At 74.9% G+C, this 16199-nt stretch carries 16 protein-coding genes; 10 read left to right on the top strand and 6 right to left on the bottom strand.

Translation table 11 applies throughout. From position 1 onward, the window contains the following. Positions 1-79: 79 nt before the first annotated feature. The 10 genes from GA0070606_RS10230 to GA0070606_RS10185 all read left to right on the top strand — a co-directional run bounded on the left by GA0070606_RS10230 (position 80) and on the right by GA0070606_RS10185 (position 7844). Positions 80-1534, top strand: a complete 1455-nt coding sequence (locus tag GA0070606_RS10230) for a P-loop NTPase family protein (protein ID WP_245724637.1) — start codon at positions 80-82, stop codon at positions 1532-1534. 148 nt (positions 1535-1682) lie between these two features. Further along, on the top strand, positions 1683-1973 hold the full coding sequence (gene clpS / locus GA0070606_RS10225; RefSeq protein ID WP_091097134.1) for an ATP-dependent Clp protease adapter ClpS: 291 nt from the start codon (positions 1683-1685) through the stop codon (positions 1971-1973). Positions 1974-1975: 2 nt separating this feature from the next. Then, positions 1976-2470, top strand: a complete 495-nt coding sequence (locus GA0070606_RS10220; RefSeq protein WP_176737528.1) for a DUF2017 domain-containing protein — start codon at positions 1976-1978, stop codon at positions 2468-2470. A 53-nt stretch (positions 2471-2523) separates the two neighbouring features. Further along, positions 2524-3012 (top strand): M67 family metallopeptidase, encoded by a 489-nt coding sequence (locus GA0070606_RS10215; RefSeq protein ID WP_091097132.1) that lies wholly within the window; start codon positions 2524-2526, stop codon positions 3010-3012. Between the two features lie 74 nt (positions 3013-3086). Next, the gene (locus tag GA0070606_RS10210) at positions 3087-3422 is read left to right on the top strand and encodes a MoaD family protein (protein ID WP_089010864.1); all 336 of its coding nucleotides are present in this window, start codon (positions 3087-3089) and stop codon (positions 3420-3422) included. 10 nt (positions 3423-3432) lie between these two features. Then, positions 3433-4398, top strand: coding sequence for a PLP-dependent cysteine synthase family protein (locus GA0070606_RS10205; RefSeq protein WP_091107534.1), 966 nt, complete (start codon positions 3433-3435; stop codon positions 4396-4398). A 293-nt stretch (positions 4399-4691) separates the two neighbouring features. Further along, positions 4692-5438, top strand: a complete 747-nt coding sequence (locus tag GA0070606_RS10200) for an MBL fold metallo-hydrolase (RefSeq protein WP_091097131.1) — start codon at positions 4692-4694, stop codon at positions 5436-5438. 67 nt (positions 5439-5505) lie between these two features. Then, positions 5506-6237, top strand: coding sequence for a ribonuclease PH (rph, locus tag GA0070606_RS10195; protein WP_091097129.1), 732 nt, complete (start codon positions 5506-5508; stop codon positions 6235-6237). 52 nt (positions 6238-6289) lie between these two features. Further along, on the top strand, positions 6290-6907 hold the full coding sequence (gene rdgB, locus GA0070606_RS10190; protein WP_091097126.1) for an RdgB/HAM1 family non-canonical purine NTP pyrophosphatase: 618 nt from the start codon (positions 6290-6292) through the stop codon (positions 6905-6907). Positions 6908-6929: 22 nt separating this feature from the next. Next, entirely contained in the window at positions 6930-7844 is a 915-nt protein-coding gene (locus GA0070606_RS10185; protein ID WP_091097124.1) for an AEC family transporter, read from the top strand. Between the two features lie 52 nt (positions 7845-7896). Here the strand turns inward: GA0070606_RS10185 and hutH are convergent, their stop codons facing one another. From hutH to GA0070606_RS10155, 6 genes are all read right to left on the bottom strand, one after another. Further along, positions 7897-9435 (bottom strand): histidine ammonia-lyase, encoded by a 1539-nt coding sequence (hutH, locus tag GA0070606_RS10180; protein WP_091097122.1) that lies wholly within the window; start codon positions 9433-9435, stop codon positions 7897-7899. Further along, positions 9432-10634, bottom strand: a complete 1203-nt coding sequence (gene hutI / locus GA0070606_RS10175) for an imidazolonepropionase (protein WP_091097120.1) — start codon at positions 10632-10634, stop codon at positions 9432-9434. Before hutI ends, hutH begins: the two co-directional genes overlap by 4 nt. Beyond that, complete coding sequence (locus GA0070606_RS10170) at positions 10631-11989, bottom strand: formimidoylglutamate deiminase (RefSeq protein ID WP_091097118.1); 1359 nt, start codon at positions 11987-11989, stop codon at positions 10631-10633. The genes hutI and GA0070606_RS10170 overlap by 4 nt, the downstream gene beginning before the upstream one ends. A 322-nt stretch (positions 11990-12311) precedes the next feature. Next, complete coding sequence (locus tag GA0070606_RS10165; RefSeq protein WP_091097116.1) at positions 12312-13511, bottom strand: allantoate amidohydrolase; 1200 nt, start codon at positions 13509-13511, stop codon at positions 12312-12314. Then, positions 13508-15196 (bottom strand): urocanate hydratase, encoded by a 1689-nt coding sequence (gene hutU / locus GA0070606_RS10160; protein WP_091097114.1) that lies wholly within the window; start codon positions 15194-15196, stop codon positions 13508-13510. Before hutU ends, GA0070606_RS10165 begins: the two co-directional genes overlap by 4 nt. A 13-nt stretch (positions 15197-15209) precedes the next feature. Continuing rightward, entirely contained in the window at positions 15210-16061 is an 852-nt protein-coding gene (locus GA0070606_RS10155; RefSeq protein ID WP_091097112.1) for a MurR/RpiR family transcriptional regulator, read from the bottom strand. Between the last annotated feature and the right edge of the window lie 138 nt (positions 16062-16199).

Raw genomic sequence — 16199 nt, 5'->3', positions numbered from 1 at the left:
CCCCGCGGTCGACGTGCCCGACGACCCGGCCGGCGCCGCGACGCGGCCCCACCGCGGCCCCCTGCCGACCAGGCTCGGGGTGACGGAGCCGGGGCCCGAGGAGCCGCTGGCCGTGGTCGCCGTCGGCCCGGCCGGCGCGGGCCGGCCGGAGGTGCTCGCCGGGCTGCTCCGGCTGGAGCCCGCCATGCTGACCGTTCCCGCCGGCAGCTGGCTGGTGGTGCGGCACTCCCGCGTGCCGACCCGGGCAGCCCACGTGCCCGGCTACCGCCAGCCCCACTCCTACGGGGCCGACCGGTTCGCCGCCGGCCCGGCGCTGGCCCGCCCGCCGCGCCGCGTCGAGCTGAGCCTGCCCGAGCCGCTGCTGCGGCACTTCAGACTCGTCGACACGCCGGACACGGGCGCCCTCGGGGTGGCCGGCGCCCGGTTGCTGCTCGACGCGGCGGGTCGGTCCGGCGCCGTGCTCTTCGTGATCGCCGCCGACCAGGCGTTCACCGCCGGCGAGCTGAGCCTGCTCGCCGAGCTGGCCCGCGCCCGGGTGGAGGTCTTCTTCGCGGTCACCCCGGGCTCGGCCGGGTGGGCCCCGGTGCCCGAGGCGGCGACGACGGAGGGCACGGGGGCGTCCGTCGCGCCGGTCGGGTCCGGTACCGCCGCGGCCCCGGTGGACCCGGTCGCGGTCACCGTCGAGGCGCACCGGGTAGCCCTGCTGGCCGCCGTTCCGGCGCTCGCCCGGGCCCGCTGGTTCCCGGTTGCCGACGGCGACGGGGCCGACCTGCGCCGGGCCCTGGTGGGCTGGGCCGCAGACGAAGGGCTGCGGCGGGCCAGCGTCGAGCCGCCGGTGCAGCCCGGTGCGCACGGCCGGGTGCCGGTGGCCGCCGACCCCGGCGACTGGTCCGAGCGGCTCGACCGGCAGGCCCGCTCCTGCGCCCAGCGCATCCGCCAGCACCTCGCCCTGGAGCTGGCCAACACCCACCTGCGGGTGGTGCAGGAGATCGTCCACGGCGTCGGCTGCGCCGGCATGCCGCAGCTGCTCGACCGGGAGATGGAGGCGTTGTCGCTGCTGGCCACGGCCCAGTGCGACCACGCGGTCGGCCGGCTCGTCGAGGAGGCCGCCGGCCGGGTCCTGGGCGCGCCGCTGTCCGAGGGCGTACGCCGGCGCCTCTTCTTCGCCCTGCGCTGGGGCCTGGCCGAACACGGGAGTGGTCCCGAGTTGGACCGCGTCCTGTTGGTCACCAGCACCGGTGGCGTGGCCGGGCTGACCGGCGCCGGCGCGAGCGACGCCCTGGCGAGCTGTCCGGGTGTCGAGCGCGCCGAGGTGCTCCCGCCCGTCGCGGTGGCCCTCTCGGGTGGCTGCTGGCAGCACTGGCGCAGCCCCGGCAACCATGATCCCAACGCCGCCCGGGCCTGGGCCCAGCGTGCGCTGCGCGAGGTCGAGCTGGAGCTGTCCCGGGAGGTGTCCCGGCGGCTCGACGTGGTCCGCCTGTCGCTGGACGGGGTGCTTGCCGATGCGGTCGACCACGGCATCCTGCTCGCCTGACGGCGAGCGGGCCGTCCCTGCCGCCGCTTCCGTCCGGGGGCCGGTGCGGGCCGCCTCCGACGTACCCGACCAGGCCGGACGCGGCGAACCGCGGCGGGCCGGCGTTCCGGTTCCTCGGTTCGCCGGGTCCGGTGGCACGATGGGGGGCATGGCGGTTCCGCAGGTTGCACCGGTCGAGACGCCGGACACCGATGAGGTGCCGGCGTCCGACCGGCCGTGGGTGACGATCGTGTGGGACGACCCGGTCAATCTCATGACCTACGTGACCTGGGTGTTCCAGAAGCTCTTCGGCTACAGCCGGGAGCGGGCCGAGCAGCTCATGCTCGACGTGCACCACAAGGGGCGCGCCGTCGTCTCCAGCGGCGCGCGGGAGCGGATGGAGCACGACGCGTCGCAGCTGCACGCGTACGGGCTGTGGGCGACGGTGGACCGGTCGTGAGCATGTTCCGTCGCCAGGGCGACCGCTACGTCGCCACGTTCGCCGTCGACGAGGTCCGGGTGCTGCGCAAGGTCGCCTCCGAGGTGGTCGGCCTGCTGACCGACGGCTTCGACCACTCGGATCCGGTGGTCGGCCGGCTCTTCCCCGACGTCTACCCGGAGGACCCGTCCGGCACCGCCGAGTTCCGCCGCTACACCGAGGGCGACCTCAAGACCGGCAAGATCGACCAGGCCGGCGCGATCCTCGCCGCCCTGCCCGACTCCGCCGGGGGCGAGGTGCGCCTCGACGCGGAGGCCGCCGAGGCGTGGCTGCGGGCGCTCAACGACGCCCGGCTGGCGATGGGCGTCCGACTGGAGATCAAGGACGGCACCGACCTCGGCGAGGAGCTCGACGACGCGGTCGCGGAGGATCCGACATCGAGCCGCGTGTTCCAACTGTCGGTCTACGCCTATCTCGGCTATCTCCAGGAGTCCCTGCTCAACGCCTTGATCGACTAGGCGTGACCGGCACCACCTTAGATTGGCGTCGCGCACGAGTTAGGCTGGAACACGTGCTGAGCATCGACCGGTCGATCGTCGACGCGATCGTCGCCCACGCGCGCCGGGACCACCCCGACGAGGCGTGCGGCGTGGTCGCCGGTCCCGTCGGCAGCGACACCCCCACCCGGCACATCCCGATGGACAACGCCGCCCGCTCCATGACGTTCTACGAGTTCGACTCGATGGAGCAGTTGCGGGTGTGGCGCGAGATGGACGACCGGGACGAGGAGCCCGTCGTCATCTACCACTCGCACACCGCCACGGAGGCCTACCCGTCCCGGACGGACGTCTCCTTCGCCGGCGAGCCGGGCGCGCACTACCTGCTGGTCTCCACCCGCGAGCCCGACACGGAGGAGATCCGCTCCTTCCGCATCGTGGACGGCGTGGTGACCGAGGAGCCGGTGCGCATCCTCGACGCGGGGGTGGACCCGCACGCCGTGCAGTCCTACATGTTCGGGCAGAGCCCGGCGACGGTCGACTACGAGTGTTCCGGCCGCTGATCCCAGCGCCGTCACACCCGTCCACGTCCCGTCACCTTCCGGCACACCCGATCATCAGCGAGGAGCACGACACCATGGCCATCGAGGTCCGCATCCCCACCATCCTGCGCAGCTACACCGGCGGCGCGAAGGTCGTCGAGGGCGCCGGCGACACGCTCGGCGACCTGCTCACCGACCTGGACTCCCGGCACGCCGGCCTGAAGGCCCGGCTGGTCACCGACGCCGGGGCGCTGCACCGCTTCGTCAACGTCTACGTCAACGACGAGGACGTCCGCTTCCTGGGCGCGCTGGACGCCAAGCTCAACGACGGCGACAGCGTGACCATCCTGCCGGCGGTCGCGGGTGGCGCGTTCGGCTTCGCCGCCGCCGCGGCGATCGCCGGTCACCGCGCGGCCGTCGCCGCCCGCTGAGGCGGCCGCGATGGCGCGGTACGACAGTCTGCTGGACGCCTGCGGCGGAACGCCCCTGGTCGGCCTGCCGCGGCTCTCCCCGACGGTGCCCGACGGGGCGCCGCCGGTGCGGCTCTGGGCGAAGCTGGAGGACCGGAACCCGACCGGGAGCATCAAGGACCGGGCGGCCCTGTTCATGGTCCGGGCGGCCGAGGAGGCGGGCCGGCTCCGGCCGGGCGACACGATCCTCGAACCGACCAGCGGCAACACCGGCATCTCCCTGGCCATGGTGGCGAAGCTGCGCGGCTACCGGCTGGTCTGCGTCATGCCGGAGAACGTCTCCACCGAGCGGGTGCAACTGCTCCGGATGTACGGCGCGGAGATCATCTTCTCGCCGGCGGCGGGCGGCTCGAACCAGGCGGTGGCCACCGCGAAGCAGATCGCGGCCGAGCACCCCGACTGGGTGATGCTCTTCCAGTACGGCAACGAGGCGAACGCCCGCGCGCACTACGAGACCACCGGTCCCGAGCTGCTGCACGACCTGCCCACGATCACGCACTTCGTGGCCGGCCTCGGCACCACGGGGACGCTGATGGGCACGGGGCGCTACCTGCGCGACAAGGTCGACGGCATCCAGGTCGTCGCGGCCGAGCCGCGCTACGGCGAGCTGGTCTACGGGCTGCGCAACATCGACGAGGGGTACGTGCCGGAGCTCTACGACGCGACGGTGCTGTCCCGGCGCTTCTCCGTCGGCACCCGCGACGCCGTGCTGCGGACGCGGCAGCTGGTGGAGGTGGAGGGCATCTTCGCGGGCTTCTCCACCGGGGCCATCCTGCACGCCGCCCTGGCCGTGGCGCACGAGGCGGTCCGCGACGGCCGCCGCGCCGACGTGGCGTTCGTGGTCGCCGACGGCGGCTGGAAATACCTCTCCACCGGCGCGTACGGCGGCACGCTCGCCGACGCGGAGGACGCGCTGGAGGGGCAGCTCTGGGCCTGACGACGTCGCCGCAGGGTCACCGCCGCGCGCCGGTGACCCTGGCGGCGGCCGTCGGCCGGACCGGCCGCCCCGCTCACTCAGCGCGACCGTGGGGCGCCGCCTCGTCACTCGTCCCGTGGCGGCGGGGCGGCGGTCCCGCAGCGGGTGTCACCTTGGTGACAACTTCCGGTGGATGATTCTTGCCGCCCGGTCCGCAAGCGTAGGCTGCGCAGCGTGGCGTACGCGTCGGTAGAGATCATCGAGAGACGGACCGTCGGCGCGGGCACTACGCATCGTGACAGCGAGACAACTCGATGCGCCTGACCGTGCTGGGCTGCGCCGGCAGTTTTCCCGGCCCCGAATCCCCCTGCTCGGCCTACCTGGTCGAGGCGGACGGCTTCCGGCTCCTGCTCGACTTCGGCTCCGGGTCGCTGTCCAACCTCCAGCGCTACGCGGGGCTGCACGCCCCCGACGCCATCCTCCTGACCCACCTGCACTGCGACCACATCCTCGACGCGGCGTCCTACGTGGTGGTCCGGCGCTACGCCCCGGACGGTCCCTACCCGCCGCTGCCCGTCTACGCCCCGTCGGGCGCGCCCGACCGGCTGGCAGCCGCGTACGGGCAGGAGGACACCACCGTCGAGGACGTCTACCAGTTCTACGCCCTTGAGCCCGGCACCTTCCCGATCGGCCCGTTCACCGTCACCGTCGACCGGGTCAACCACCCCGTCGAGACGTACGGCGTCCGGCTGGAACACGACGGCCGGGTGCTCTGCTACTCCTCGGACACCGCGCCCTGCGAGGCGCTGCTGCGGCTCGCCCAGGACGCCGACGTCTTCCTCTGCGAGGCGAGCTACCTCGACGGCGTGGACAATCCGCCGGACCTGCACCTGACCGGCCGGGAGGCCGGCGAGGCGGCGACCAAGGCGGGCGTCGGCCGGCTGCTGCTGACCCACCTCGTGGCCGCCTGGGGCAGCGAGGCGATGACCGTGGAGGCGGCCGGCGCGTCGTACGCGGGCCCGCTCGAGGTGGTCCGCCCCGGCGCCAGCTACGACATCTGACCGTTGGCGCACCGCGGGTCGGGACACCCCGGGACGCTTCGATCACCCGACCGCATAGGGTGCAGGCATGGCGCGACCTGACGGGCGGCGACCCGACGAACTCCGACCTGTGACGCTGACCCGGGGCTGGAGCACCCATCCGGAGGGCTCGGTGCTCGTGGAGTTCGGAAACACGCGGGTGCTCTGCACCGCCAGCGTGACCGAGGGGGTGCCCCGCTGGCGCAAGGGCTCCGGGCTCGGCTGGGTCACCGCCGAGTACGCGATGCTGCCCCGCGCCACCAACACCCGCTCCGACCGGGAGAGCGTGAAGGGCCGCGTCGGCGGGCGTACCCACGAGATCTCCCGGCTGATCGGCCGGAGCCTGCGGGCGTCGATCGACCTGAAGGCGCTCGGCGAGAACTCCGTCGTGCTCGACTGCGACGTGCTCCAGGCCGACGGCGGCACCCGCACCGCGGCGATCACCGGCGCGTACGTGGCGCTGCACGACGCGGTGACCTGGTTGGCCGGGCGCAAGGCGCTGGCCGGCAAGCCGGAGAAGGTGATGCACCGCTCGGTGGCCGCCGTCAGCGTCGGGGTCATCGACGGCGAGCCCCGGCTCGACCTCGACTACGCCGAGGACGTGACCGCCGAGGTCGACATGAACGTGGTCTGCACCGGCGCCGGTGAGTTCGTCGAGGTGCAGGGCACCGGGGAGGCGGGCGTCTTCGCCCGCGAGCAGCTCGACGCACTGCTCGACCTGGCCGTCGCCGGCTGCGTGGAACTGGCCGAAGCCCAGCGGAAGGCGCTCTTCCTCCCGTGAGCGCGAGGAGTGAGCTTGCGAGCCCCGCAGTCGCGAACAAAGGTGGATTCTGATGAACAAGGTGCTGCTCGCCACCCGTAACCGCAAGAAGCTCGTCGAGCTGCAGCGGATCCTCGACGGCGCGCTCGGCGCGCACCGCGTCGCCCTGCTCGGCCTCGACGACGTCGAGGAATACCCGGAGCTGCCGGAGACCGGCCTGACCTTCGGCGAGAACGCCCTGATCAAGGCGCGGGAGGGGTGCCGGCGCACCGGCCTGCCGACGATCGCCGACGACTCCGGCCTCGCCGTCGACGCGCTCAACGGCATGCCGGGGGTGTTCAGCGCCCGTTGGGCCGGCCGGCACGGCGACGACCGGGCCAACCTCCAACTGGTGCTGGACCAGATCGCCGACCTCCCCGACGAGCACCGGGGGGCGTCCTTCGTCTGCACGGTGGCCCTGGTGCTGCCCGGCGGCAAGGAGCACCTGGTCGACGGCCGGCAGAGCGGCCGACTGCTCCGGTCGCCGCGTGGCGACGGCGGGTTCGGCTACGACCCGATCTTCCTCGGCGACGGGCAGGACCGCACCAACGCGGAGCTGACGCCGCAGGAGAAGGACGCGGTCAGCCACCGCGGCAAGGCGCTGCGCGAACTGGCCAAGCTGGTCGCCAAGGTGCTGCCGCCCGCGAGCTGACGGCCCCGCCCCGGTGGGAGGGGTGCTGACGGGCTTCGCCGTCATCGCCACGGTCATCGCCGTCGGCTATGCGCTCGGTCGCCTCGGGGTACTGGGGCCGGAGGCTGCCACCGTCCTCTCCCGGGTCGCGTTCTTCGTGGCGACCCCGGCGCTGCTGTTCCAGACGGTGGCCCGGGCCGACGTGCCCGCGATCGTCTCGTCCGCCCTGGTCGTGACGGTGGCGAGCACCGTCGCCGTGGCGTCGCTGTACGTGGCCGTCGCCCGGCTGCGCTGGCGTCGCTCCGTCGCGGAGGCGACGATCGGGGCGCTGGCCTCGTCGTACGTCAACGCGGCGAACATCGGCATCCCGGTCGCCGTCTACGTCCTCGGCGACGCCTCGTTCGTCGCACCCGTCCTGATGTTCCAGCTGGTCGTCGTGACGCCTGTCGCGTACGCCCTCCTCGAGGCGGCCACGGCGAAGCGGCGACCGTCGCCCGGCACCGTGGTGCTCCAGCCGCTCACCAACCCGGTCACCGTGGCGTGCGCGCTGGGCGTCGCGGCCAGTTTGACGGGGTGGCTGCCGCCGGAGCCGGTGCTGCGGCCGATCGCGCTCGTCGCGGCGATGGCGGTCCCCGCCACGCTGATCGCGTACGGCGTCTCCCTGCACGGCGCGGCGCGGCCCGGCTCCGGCGACACCGGTCGGGACGTACGCCTCGCGGTCGTCCTCAAGACCGTGGTCCAGCCCGCCGTGGCCTACCTCGTCGCGCGCTTCGCGATGGGGCTGCCGGCCGCCCTCGTGCTGGCCTGCACGGTCACCGCCGCACTGCCGACGGCGCAGAACGTCTTCGTGTACGCGGTCCGCTTCGACCGGGGCACGGTCCTGGCGCGCGACTCGATCCTGCTGTCGACGGTGACCGCCGTGCCCGTGCTGATCGGGGTCGCGGTGCTGGTGGGCTGACCACCGGCGGGCGCCGGGCCACCGTGTCGCCACGACGGCCCGGCGCGGGCCGTCAGCCGAGGGGACCGATCTCGCGCTCGATGGCGGCGCGCAGCTCGGGCCCGGCCACCACGGCCCGGGCAGCCTCCATCAGCGGGGCGAGGAAGACGTCCGGCCCCGGCTCCCCGGCGATCCCGGCGAGCGCCGCGACGGCGGCCCGGCCGGCCGGCGACGGGACGAGCGGAGCGCGCAGCTGCAGGCCGCGTACCGCGGCGAGCAGCTCCACCGCGAGCAGGCTGGTCAGGTTGTCCAGCACGGTGCGCAGCTTCTTGGCCGCCGCCCAGCCCATCGAGACGTGGTCCTCCTGCATGCCGCTGGTCGGCAGCGAGTCCACCGACGCGGGCGCGGCGAGCCGGCGGTTCTCCGCGACGACCCCCGCCGCCGTGTACTGGGCGATCATCAGCCCGGAGTTGACCCCGGCGTCGGGGGAGAGGAACGCCGGCAGCTCCCGGGACCGGGTGACGTCGAGCAGCCGGTCCACCCGGCGCTCGGCGATCGCGCCCACCTCGGCGGCGGCGATGGCGAGGAAGTCCGCGGCGAAGCCGAGCGGCGCGCCGTGGAAGTTTCCGGTCGACTCGACCCGGCCGTCCGGCAGCACCACCGGGTTGTCCACCACCGAGACCAGCTCCCGGTCGGCCACGGTGCGGACGAAGTCGAGCGTGTCCCGGGCCGCCCCGGCGACCTGCGGCGCGCAGCGCATCGAGTACGCGTCCTGCACCGCGTGCGCCAGGTCGTCGCGGTGCGAGTCCATCACCCGGGAGTCCTGGAGCAGCCGGTGGATGTTCGCCGCCGAGGTCGACTGGCCGGGGTGCGGCCGGATGGCGTGCAGCTCCGGCAGGAACGGCCGCTCCGAGCCGAGCATCGCCTCGATGGCGAGGGCGGCGGTGACGTCGGCCATCGTGAACAGGTGCGCGGCGTCGTGGATCGCCAGCAGCAGCATGCCGAGCATGCCGTCGGTGCCGTTGATCAGCGCCAGCCCCTCCTTCGCGGCCAGCTCGACGGGCGTCAGCCCCGCCTGGCGCAGCGCGTCGGCGGCGGGCACCCGCTCGCCGGCCGGGCCGAGCACCCACCCCTCGCCGAGCAGCACCAGCGCGCAGTGCGCCAGCGGCGCCAGGTCGCCGGAGGCGCCCAGCGAGCCGTGCTCGGGCACCCACGGCGTCACGTCGTGGTTGAGCAGGTCGACCAGCGCCTCGGCGACCAGCGGCCGGACCCCGGAGCGGCCGAGCGCCAGCGAGCGGGCCCGCAGCAGCATCATCGCCCGCACCACCTCGCGCGGCATCGGCGCGCCGACCCCGGCGGCGTGCGAGCGGATCAGCGCGTGCTGCAGCTCGGCGCGCCGCTCCGGCGCGACGAAGGTGTTCGCCAGCGCGCCGAAGCCGGTGGAGACGCCGTAGACCGGCCGGCCGGCGGCCTCGATGCCGTCCACGATGGACCGGCTGGTGGTCATCGCGTCCACGGCGGCCGGGTCGAGCACGACCTTGGCGGTGCCGCGCGCCACGGCGAGCACGTCCGCGGGGGAGATGCCGGTGGGCAGGATGGAGACAGGCGTCATTGGGGGACTCCGTTGCGCAGGACCTGGCGGATCAGTGGCACACCCGGCCGGTAGGCCAGGTGCAGGTGGGACGGGGCGTCGAGGATCACGAGGTCGGCCCGGGCCCCGGGCCGGAGCACCCCGACGTCGTCGCGGCGCAGCGCCCGCGCGCCGCCGGCGGTCGCCGCCCAGACGGCCTCCGCCGGGGTCATCCGCATCTCGCGTACGGCGAGCGCCACGCAGAACGGCATCGACGAGGTGTACGACGAGCCGGGGTTGCAGTCGGTCGCCAGTGCCACGGTGACCCCGGCGTCGAGCAGCCGGCGGGCGTCCGGGTAGGGCGAGCGGGTCGAGAACTCGGCGCCGGGCAGCAGGGTCGCCACGGTGGCGGTGTGCCCGCCCCCGTCGGACGTGTCGCCGACCCGGGTCGAGGCCAGCGCGTCGACGTCGGCGTCGGTCAGATGGGTGCAGTGGTCGACGCTCGCCGCGCCCAGTTCCACGCCGAGCCGGACGCCCGGGCCGGGGCCGAGCTGGTTGGCGTGCACCCGCACGCCCAGCCCGGCGGCCTGCCCGCAGGTCAGGATCGCCCGGGTATGGTCGGCGTCGAAGGCGCCCCGCTCGCAGAAGACGTCGACCCAGCGCGCGTGCGGCGCGGCGGCGGCCAGCATCGGCCCGCACACCAGACCCACGTAGTCGTCGGGGCGGTCGGCGTACTCGGCGGGGACCACGTGGGCGCCGAGGAAGGTGGTCTCCTCGCTGACCTCGGCGGCGATCCGCAGCGAGCGGGCCTCGTCGGCGACGGTGAGGCCGTACCCGCTCTTGATCTCGATCGTGGTGGTGCCCTGCCGCAGCGCCTCGTCGCGCAGCCGGCGCACGGTGGCCCGCAGCTCGTCGTCGTTGGCGGCCCGGGTGGCGCCGACCGTGGTCCGGATGCCGCCGCCGGTGTACGGCTGCCCGGCCATCCGGGCGGCGAACTCGGCGGCCCGGTCCCCGGCGAAGACCAGGTGGGCGTGGCTGTCGACGAAGCCGGGCAGCACGGCGGCGCCCCGCGCGTCCAGGCGCCGGTCGGCGGCTGGCGCGTCGCGGGCCGGTCCGACCCAGGCCACCCGCCCGTCCTCGACCAGCAGGGCGACGTCGCGCCGGATGCCCAGCGGGCCGCCCTCGCCCCCGAGGTCGTTGGTCACCAGCTCGCCGATGTCGTCGACCAGCAGGCTGCTCATGACGTCACCTCCTCGATCGCCGCTGTCAGCTCAGTCGGCACGTCGACGGTCAGGTGCCGGCCCTCGCGCACCACCGGCCGGCCGTCCACCACGACGTGCGTGACGTCGGCCGCGCCCGCCGCGAAGAACACCCCCACCGGGGGTACGCCGGCCGTGCGCGGGCTGTCCAGCCGTACGGTCACCAGGTCGGCGCGGGCACCGACGGCGAGCCGCCCGGCGTCGCGCCAGCCCAGCGCGGCGTGGCCGCCCACGGTGGCCGCGTCGCGCAGCTCGGCGGCGCCGAAGTGGCCGCGGCGGCGGGTGCGCAGTCGCTCGTCCAGTTCGACGGCGCGCGCCTCCTCGAAGAGGTCGACCACGGCGTGGCTGTCGCTGCCCAGGCTGAGCGGCAGGCCGACGTCGGCCATGCGCCGGGCCGGGCCGATCCCGTCGGCCAGGTCCCGCTCGGTGGTGGGGCAGAGGCAGACGCCCGTGCCGGCGTCGGCGAGCAGGGTGAGGTCGCCGCCGGTCAGGTGGGTGGCGTGCACGGCCGTGGTGTCCGGGCCGAGCGCCCCGTGGTCGGCGAGCAGCCGGGTGGGGGTGCGGCCGTGGGCGGCCCGGCAGGCGTCGTTCTCGGCGGGCTGCTCGGACAGGTGCACGTGCAGGGGCGCGCCCCTGCTGTCCGCCCAGTTGGCCACCGTGGCGAGCTGCCCGGCCGGCACCGCGCGCACCGAGTGGATCGCGGCGCCCACGCGGGCGTGGTCGTCGGTGGGCGCGAACGCGGCGGCCCGTTCCGCCCAGCGCAGCGCGTCGCCGTCGCCGAAGCGCCGCTGCGGCCCGGCGAGCGGCTGCCCGTCGACGGTGGCGGTGAGATAGCAGGTGTCCAGCAGGGTGATCCGGATCCCGGCGTGCGCGGCGGCCTCGACCAGCGCCTCGCTCATCGCGTTCGGGTCGGCGTACGGGGTGCCGTCCGGGTCGTGGTGCAGGTAGTGGAACTCGCCGACGCAGGTGATCCCGGCCAGCGCCATCTCGGCGTAGACGGCCCGGGCCAGGGCCAGGTACGAGTCCGGGTCGAGTCGGGCGGCGACCGCGTACATCCGGTCGCGCCACGTCCAGAAGTCGCCGCGTCCGCCGTGGGTGCGCCCGCGCAGCGCCCGGTGGAAGGCGTGCGAGTGCGCGTTGGCGAGCCCCGGCAGGGTCAGCCCGGGCAGCCGGACGGCGTCGCCGAGCACCTCCACGCCGGTGGTGACGCCGGGCCCGCCGGTCAGCGGCGTGACCCCGGTGATCCGCCCGTCGGCCGTCTCGATCAGCACGTCGGCGGTCGGCTCGGCGTGCTCGGGCAGCCAGGCGTACTCGGCCAGCCAGCGGGTCGCGGTCATGTCGTCCGCCCCCTTTCGAGCTGAATCGTCTGCGACATCAGTCGATCACGGTGGGGCCGGATCGGCTGTGGTGCCGGCGGATCGCCGCCGGGCTGGTGGGCGTGCGGCGTCGGTCGGCCGCCGCCGGGCTGAATCGTCTGCGACGTCAGTCGATCACGGTGGGGCCGGATCGGCTGTGGTGCCGGCGGATCGCCGCCGGGCTGGTGGGCGTGCGGCGTCGGTCGGCCGCCGCCGGGCTGAATCGTCTGCGACATCAGCTCGAAAGGGCCGCAACAGCTACCCCGGCCCCGCCGACGGGAAGGAGCACGTCGCCCGACCGCGGTCAGCGGCATGTCAGCTCCTTCAGGACCCGGGCCAGGGCGGTGACCCCGGCGGCGCAGTCGTCGTCGCTGGCCGACTCGGCCGGGGAGTGCGACACCCCGGTCGGGTTGCGCACGAAGAGCATCGCCGTGGGCACGTGCGCGGCGAGCACCCCGGCGTCGTGCCCGGCCCCGGTCGGCAGCACCGGCGCGTCGAGCAGGGCCGCGAGCCGGCCGGCCAGGCCACCGTCGAAGGCGACCAGCGGGGTGGCCGACTCCTCGGTCAGCGCCACCTCCGTACCGTCGCGGCGGGCCCGCTCGGCGGCCTTCGCGCGGACCGCGTCGACAAGCCCCGTCAGCGTCTCCGGCTCGGCGGCCCGGGCGTCCAGCCACCCGGTCACCCTCGACGGGATCGCGTTGGTGGCGTTCGGCTCCACCGCCACCCGGCCGACGGTGGCGTGGGCGCCGCGCAGCCGGGCCTCCTTGTTCGCCGCCAGCACGGTGAAGGCGTACGTCAGCATGGGGTCGCGGCGGTCGGACATCCGGGTCGTGCCGGCGTGGTTGCCCTCGCCGGTGAACTCGAAGCGCCAGCGGCCGTGCGGCCAGATCGCGCTGGCGACCGCGACGGGCGCGTCGGCCTCGACCAGCGCGCGGCCCTGCTCCACGTGCAGCTCGACGAAGGCGACGAAGCGGCCGACCAGCTCCGGCCGGGCGCCCGCCGGCCGGGCGCCCAGCGCCTCGGCGAAGCTCACCCCGTCGGCGTCGCGCAGCCCGGCCGCGCGGTCCACCGCGATCTCCCCGGCCAGCAGCCGGGACCCGAGGCAGGGTACGCCGAACCGGGCCCCCTCCTCCTCGACGAACGCGCCGACCGCCACGGGCCGGGCCGGCGCGACGCCGGCCGCGCGCAGCTCGTCGACCGCGAGGAACGCGCTGACGATGCCGAGCGGCCCGTCGTAGGCCCCGCCGTGCGGCACGGAGTCGAAGTGGCTGCCGGTCAGCACCGCGCCGCCCGCCTCCGGCTCACCCCACCAGGCGAAGAGGTTGCCGTTGCCGTCCTCGGTGACCGGCATGGCCCGGCGGTCGGCCTGCCCGCGGAACCACTCCCGCAGCCGCAGCTCCGGCCCGGTCAGCGCGTACCGCAGGTAGCCGCCGCTGCGCTCGTCCCGCCCGACCGGAGCGAGCTCGTCCCACAGCGCCCGGAACCGGGCGGCGAGGCCGCTCACGGGTTGCCGCCCTCCGCCATCGGCACCCGTACGCCGGTGGCCTCCGCGACCTCGCGGGCGGCGTCGTAGCCGGCGTCCACGTGCCGGATTACGCCCATCGCCGGGTCGTTGGTGAGCACCCGCTCGATCTTCTGCCCGGCCAGGGTGGTGCCGTCGGCCACGCAGACCTGACCGGCGTGGATCGACCGGCCGATGCCCACCCCGCCGCCGTGGTGGATCGACACCCAGGACGCCCCGCTGGCGGTGTTGACGAGCGCGTTGAGCAGCGGCCAGTCGGCGATCGCGTCGGAGCCGTCGGCCATCGCCTCGGTCTCCCGGTAGGGGCTCGCCACGCTGCCGCAGTCGAGGTGGTCCCGGCCGATCACCACGGGCGCGGAGAGCTCGCCGGAGGCCACCATCTCGTTGAACCGCACCCCCGCCCTGTCGCGCTCGCCGTAGCCGAGCCAGCAGATCCGCGCCGGCAGGCCCTGGAAGGCGACCCGCTCGCCGGCCATCCGGATCCACCGGGCCAGGGACTCGTTCTCGGGGAACAGGTCCAGGATCGCCCGGTCGGTGGCGGCGATGTCGGCCGGGTCGCCGGAGAGCGCCGCCCACCGGAACGGGCCCTTGCCCTCGCAGAACAACGGCCGGATGTACGCTGGCACGAAGCCGGGGAAGTCGAAGGCCCGCTCGTACCCGCCGAGCCTGGCCTCGCCCCGGATCGAGTTGCCGTAGTCGAAGACCTCCGCCCCGGCGTCGAGGAACCCGACCATCGCCTCGACGTGCCGCGCCATCGACGCCCGCGCCCGGTCGGTGAACTCGGCCGGCTTCGCCGCCGCGTAGTCGCGGGCGTCGGCCAGCTCCACCCCCTCCGGCAGGTACGACAGCGGGTCGTGCGCGCTGGTCTGATCGGTCACGACGTCGACGTCGACGCCCCGGCGCAGCAGCTCCGGGAAGACCGTGGCCGCGTTGCCGACCACGCCGACGCTCAGCGCGCGGCGGTCCCGCTTCGCGGCGAGGACCCGCTCGACGGCGTCGTCGAGGGAGTCGGCCACCTCGTCGAGGTAGCGGTCGTGCACGCGGCGGTCCAGCCGGCTGCGGTCCACGTCGACGATCAGGCAGGCGCCGCCGTTCATGGTGACCGCGAGGGGCTGCGCCCCGCCCATGCCGCCGCAGCCGGCGGTCAACGTCAGCGTGCCGGCGAGCGTGCCACCGCTGAGCTCCTGCCCGTCGCCACGGGCGCCGGCGATCTTGGCGGCGACGGCGGCGAACGTCTCGTAGGTGCCCTGGAGGATGCCCTGGGTGCCGATGTAGATCCAGGAACCGGCGGTCATCTGCCCGTACATGGTGAGGCCGAGCTGCTCCAGGCGGCGGAACTCCGGCCAGGTCGCCCAGTCGCCGACCAGGTTGGAGTTGGCCAGCAGCACCCGGGGCGCCCACTCGTGCGTACGCATGACGCCAACCGGCCGGCCGGACTGCACCAGCATGGTCTCGTCGTCGCGCAGGTCGGTCAGGGTGCGCACCAGCGCGTGGTACGACGGCCAGTCCCGCGCGGCCTTCCCGGTGCCGCCGTAGACCACCAGGTCCTCGGGGCGCTCGGCCACCTCCGGGTCGAGGTTGTTCATCAGCATCCGCAGCGCGGCCTCCTGGGGCCAGCCTCGGGCGGTGCGTTCGGTGCCGCGTGCGGCGCGGACGGGCTGGGACATCTCGGGTCTCCTCTCAGCCGAGGAACAACTGGCGGCGGGCGGCGGACGCCTCGAAGGCCTCCAGCCGGCGTTGGGTGTCGGCGGGGTCGGCGTCACAGATGGCCTGGAGCAGCACCATGGCCAGGGTCATCGGGGCGGTGTGCAGGTCGAAGACGAGCTGCGCGCCCACCGCGGCGGGCAGCACCACGTCGGCGTGCTCGGTGGCCGGGCTGACCGGCGAGTCGGTGATGGCCACCACCCGCAGTCCGGCGGCCCGCGCCTCGCGCAGCGCGTCGAGGGTCTCCCGGGGGTAGCGGGGCAGCACGAAGGCGAGCAGGGCGCCGGCTCCGGCCTCGGCGGCCTGTTCGAGGCGGTCGGTGAGCAGGCTGCCGCCGTCGTCGAGGACCCGCACGTCGGGGTGCACCTTGGCGGCGAAGTAGGCGAAGTACGCGGCCAGCGGCGCGGCGGCCCGCAGGCCGAGCACCGGCAGGGGACGGCTGGCGGCCAGCAGCCGCCCCGTCTCGGCGATGCGCTCCCGGTCGGCGAGCTGCCCGGCGAGCCGGTCGAGGTTGCCGATCTCGGCGCGTACCGCCTGCTGGAGTTCGTTGCCGGCGTCGGCGGGACCGTCCGGCGCGCCGGCGGTCAGCTCGCGGAGCCGGCGGCGCAGCGCGGGGTAGCCGTCGTGGCCGAGCGCCACCGCGAACCGGGTGACCGACGGCTGACTGACGCCCGCCAGCTCGGCCACCTCGGCGGCCGACAGGTACGCCACGGTCGGCGCGTGCTGCACCAGGCAGTGCGCGATGCGGCGCTGGGTGGGGGTGAGCCGGACCCCCTGGAACAGGCCCGACACCTGGTCGGTGGGCGCCGCGACAGCTCCGTCATTCACACGCTGACTCTATGCATGAAAACTTTCACCGAGCAAGCCTCCTCACCGAGCCACGTTGCGCGGTCGGCCGGTGACTCCCGGAGGCACGTCAGACGTCTCCGGAATCCCGGCAAGTGTCAGGCGCACGACGGGCAGGCG

The sequence above is a fragment of the Micromonospora citrea genome (assembly GCF_900090315.1).
Lineage (GTDB): Bacteria > Actinomycetota > Actinomycetes > Mycobacteriales > Micromonosporaceae > Micromonospora > Micromonospora citrea.
Note: the sequence above shows the minus strand (reverse complement) of the source record. Positions and strands in the feature narration are given on the sequence as shown.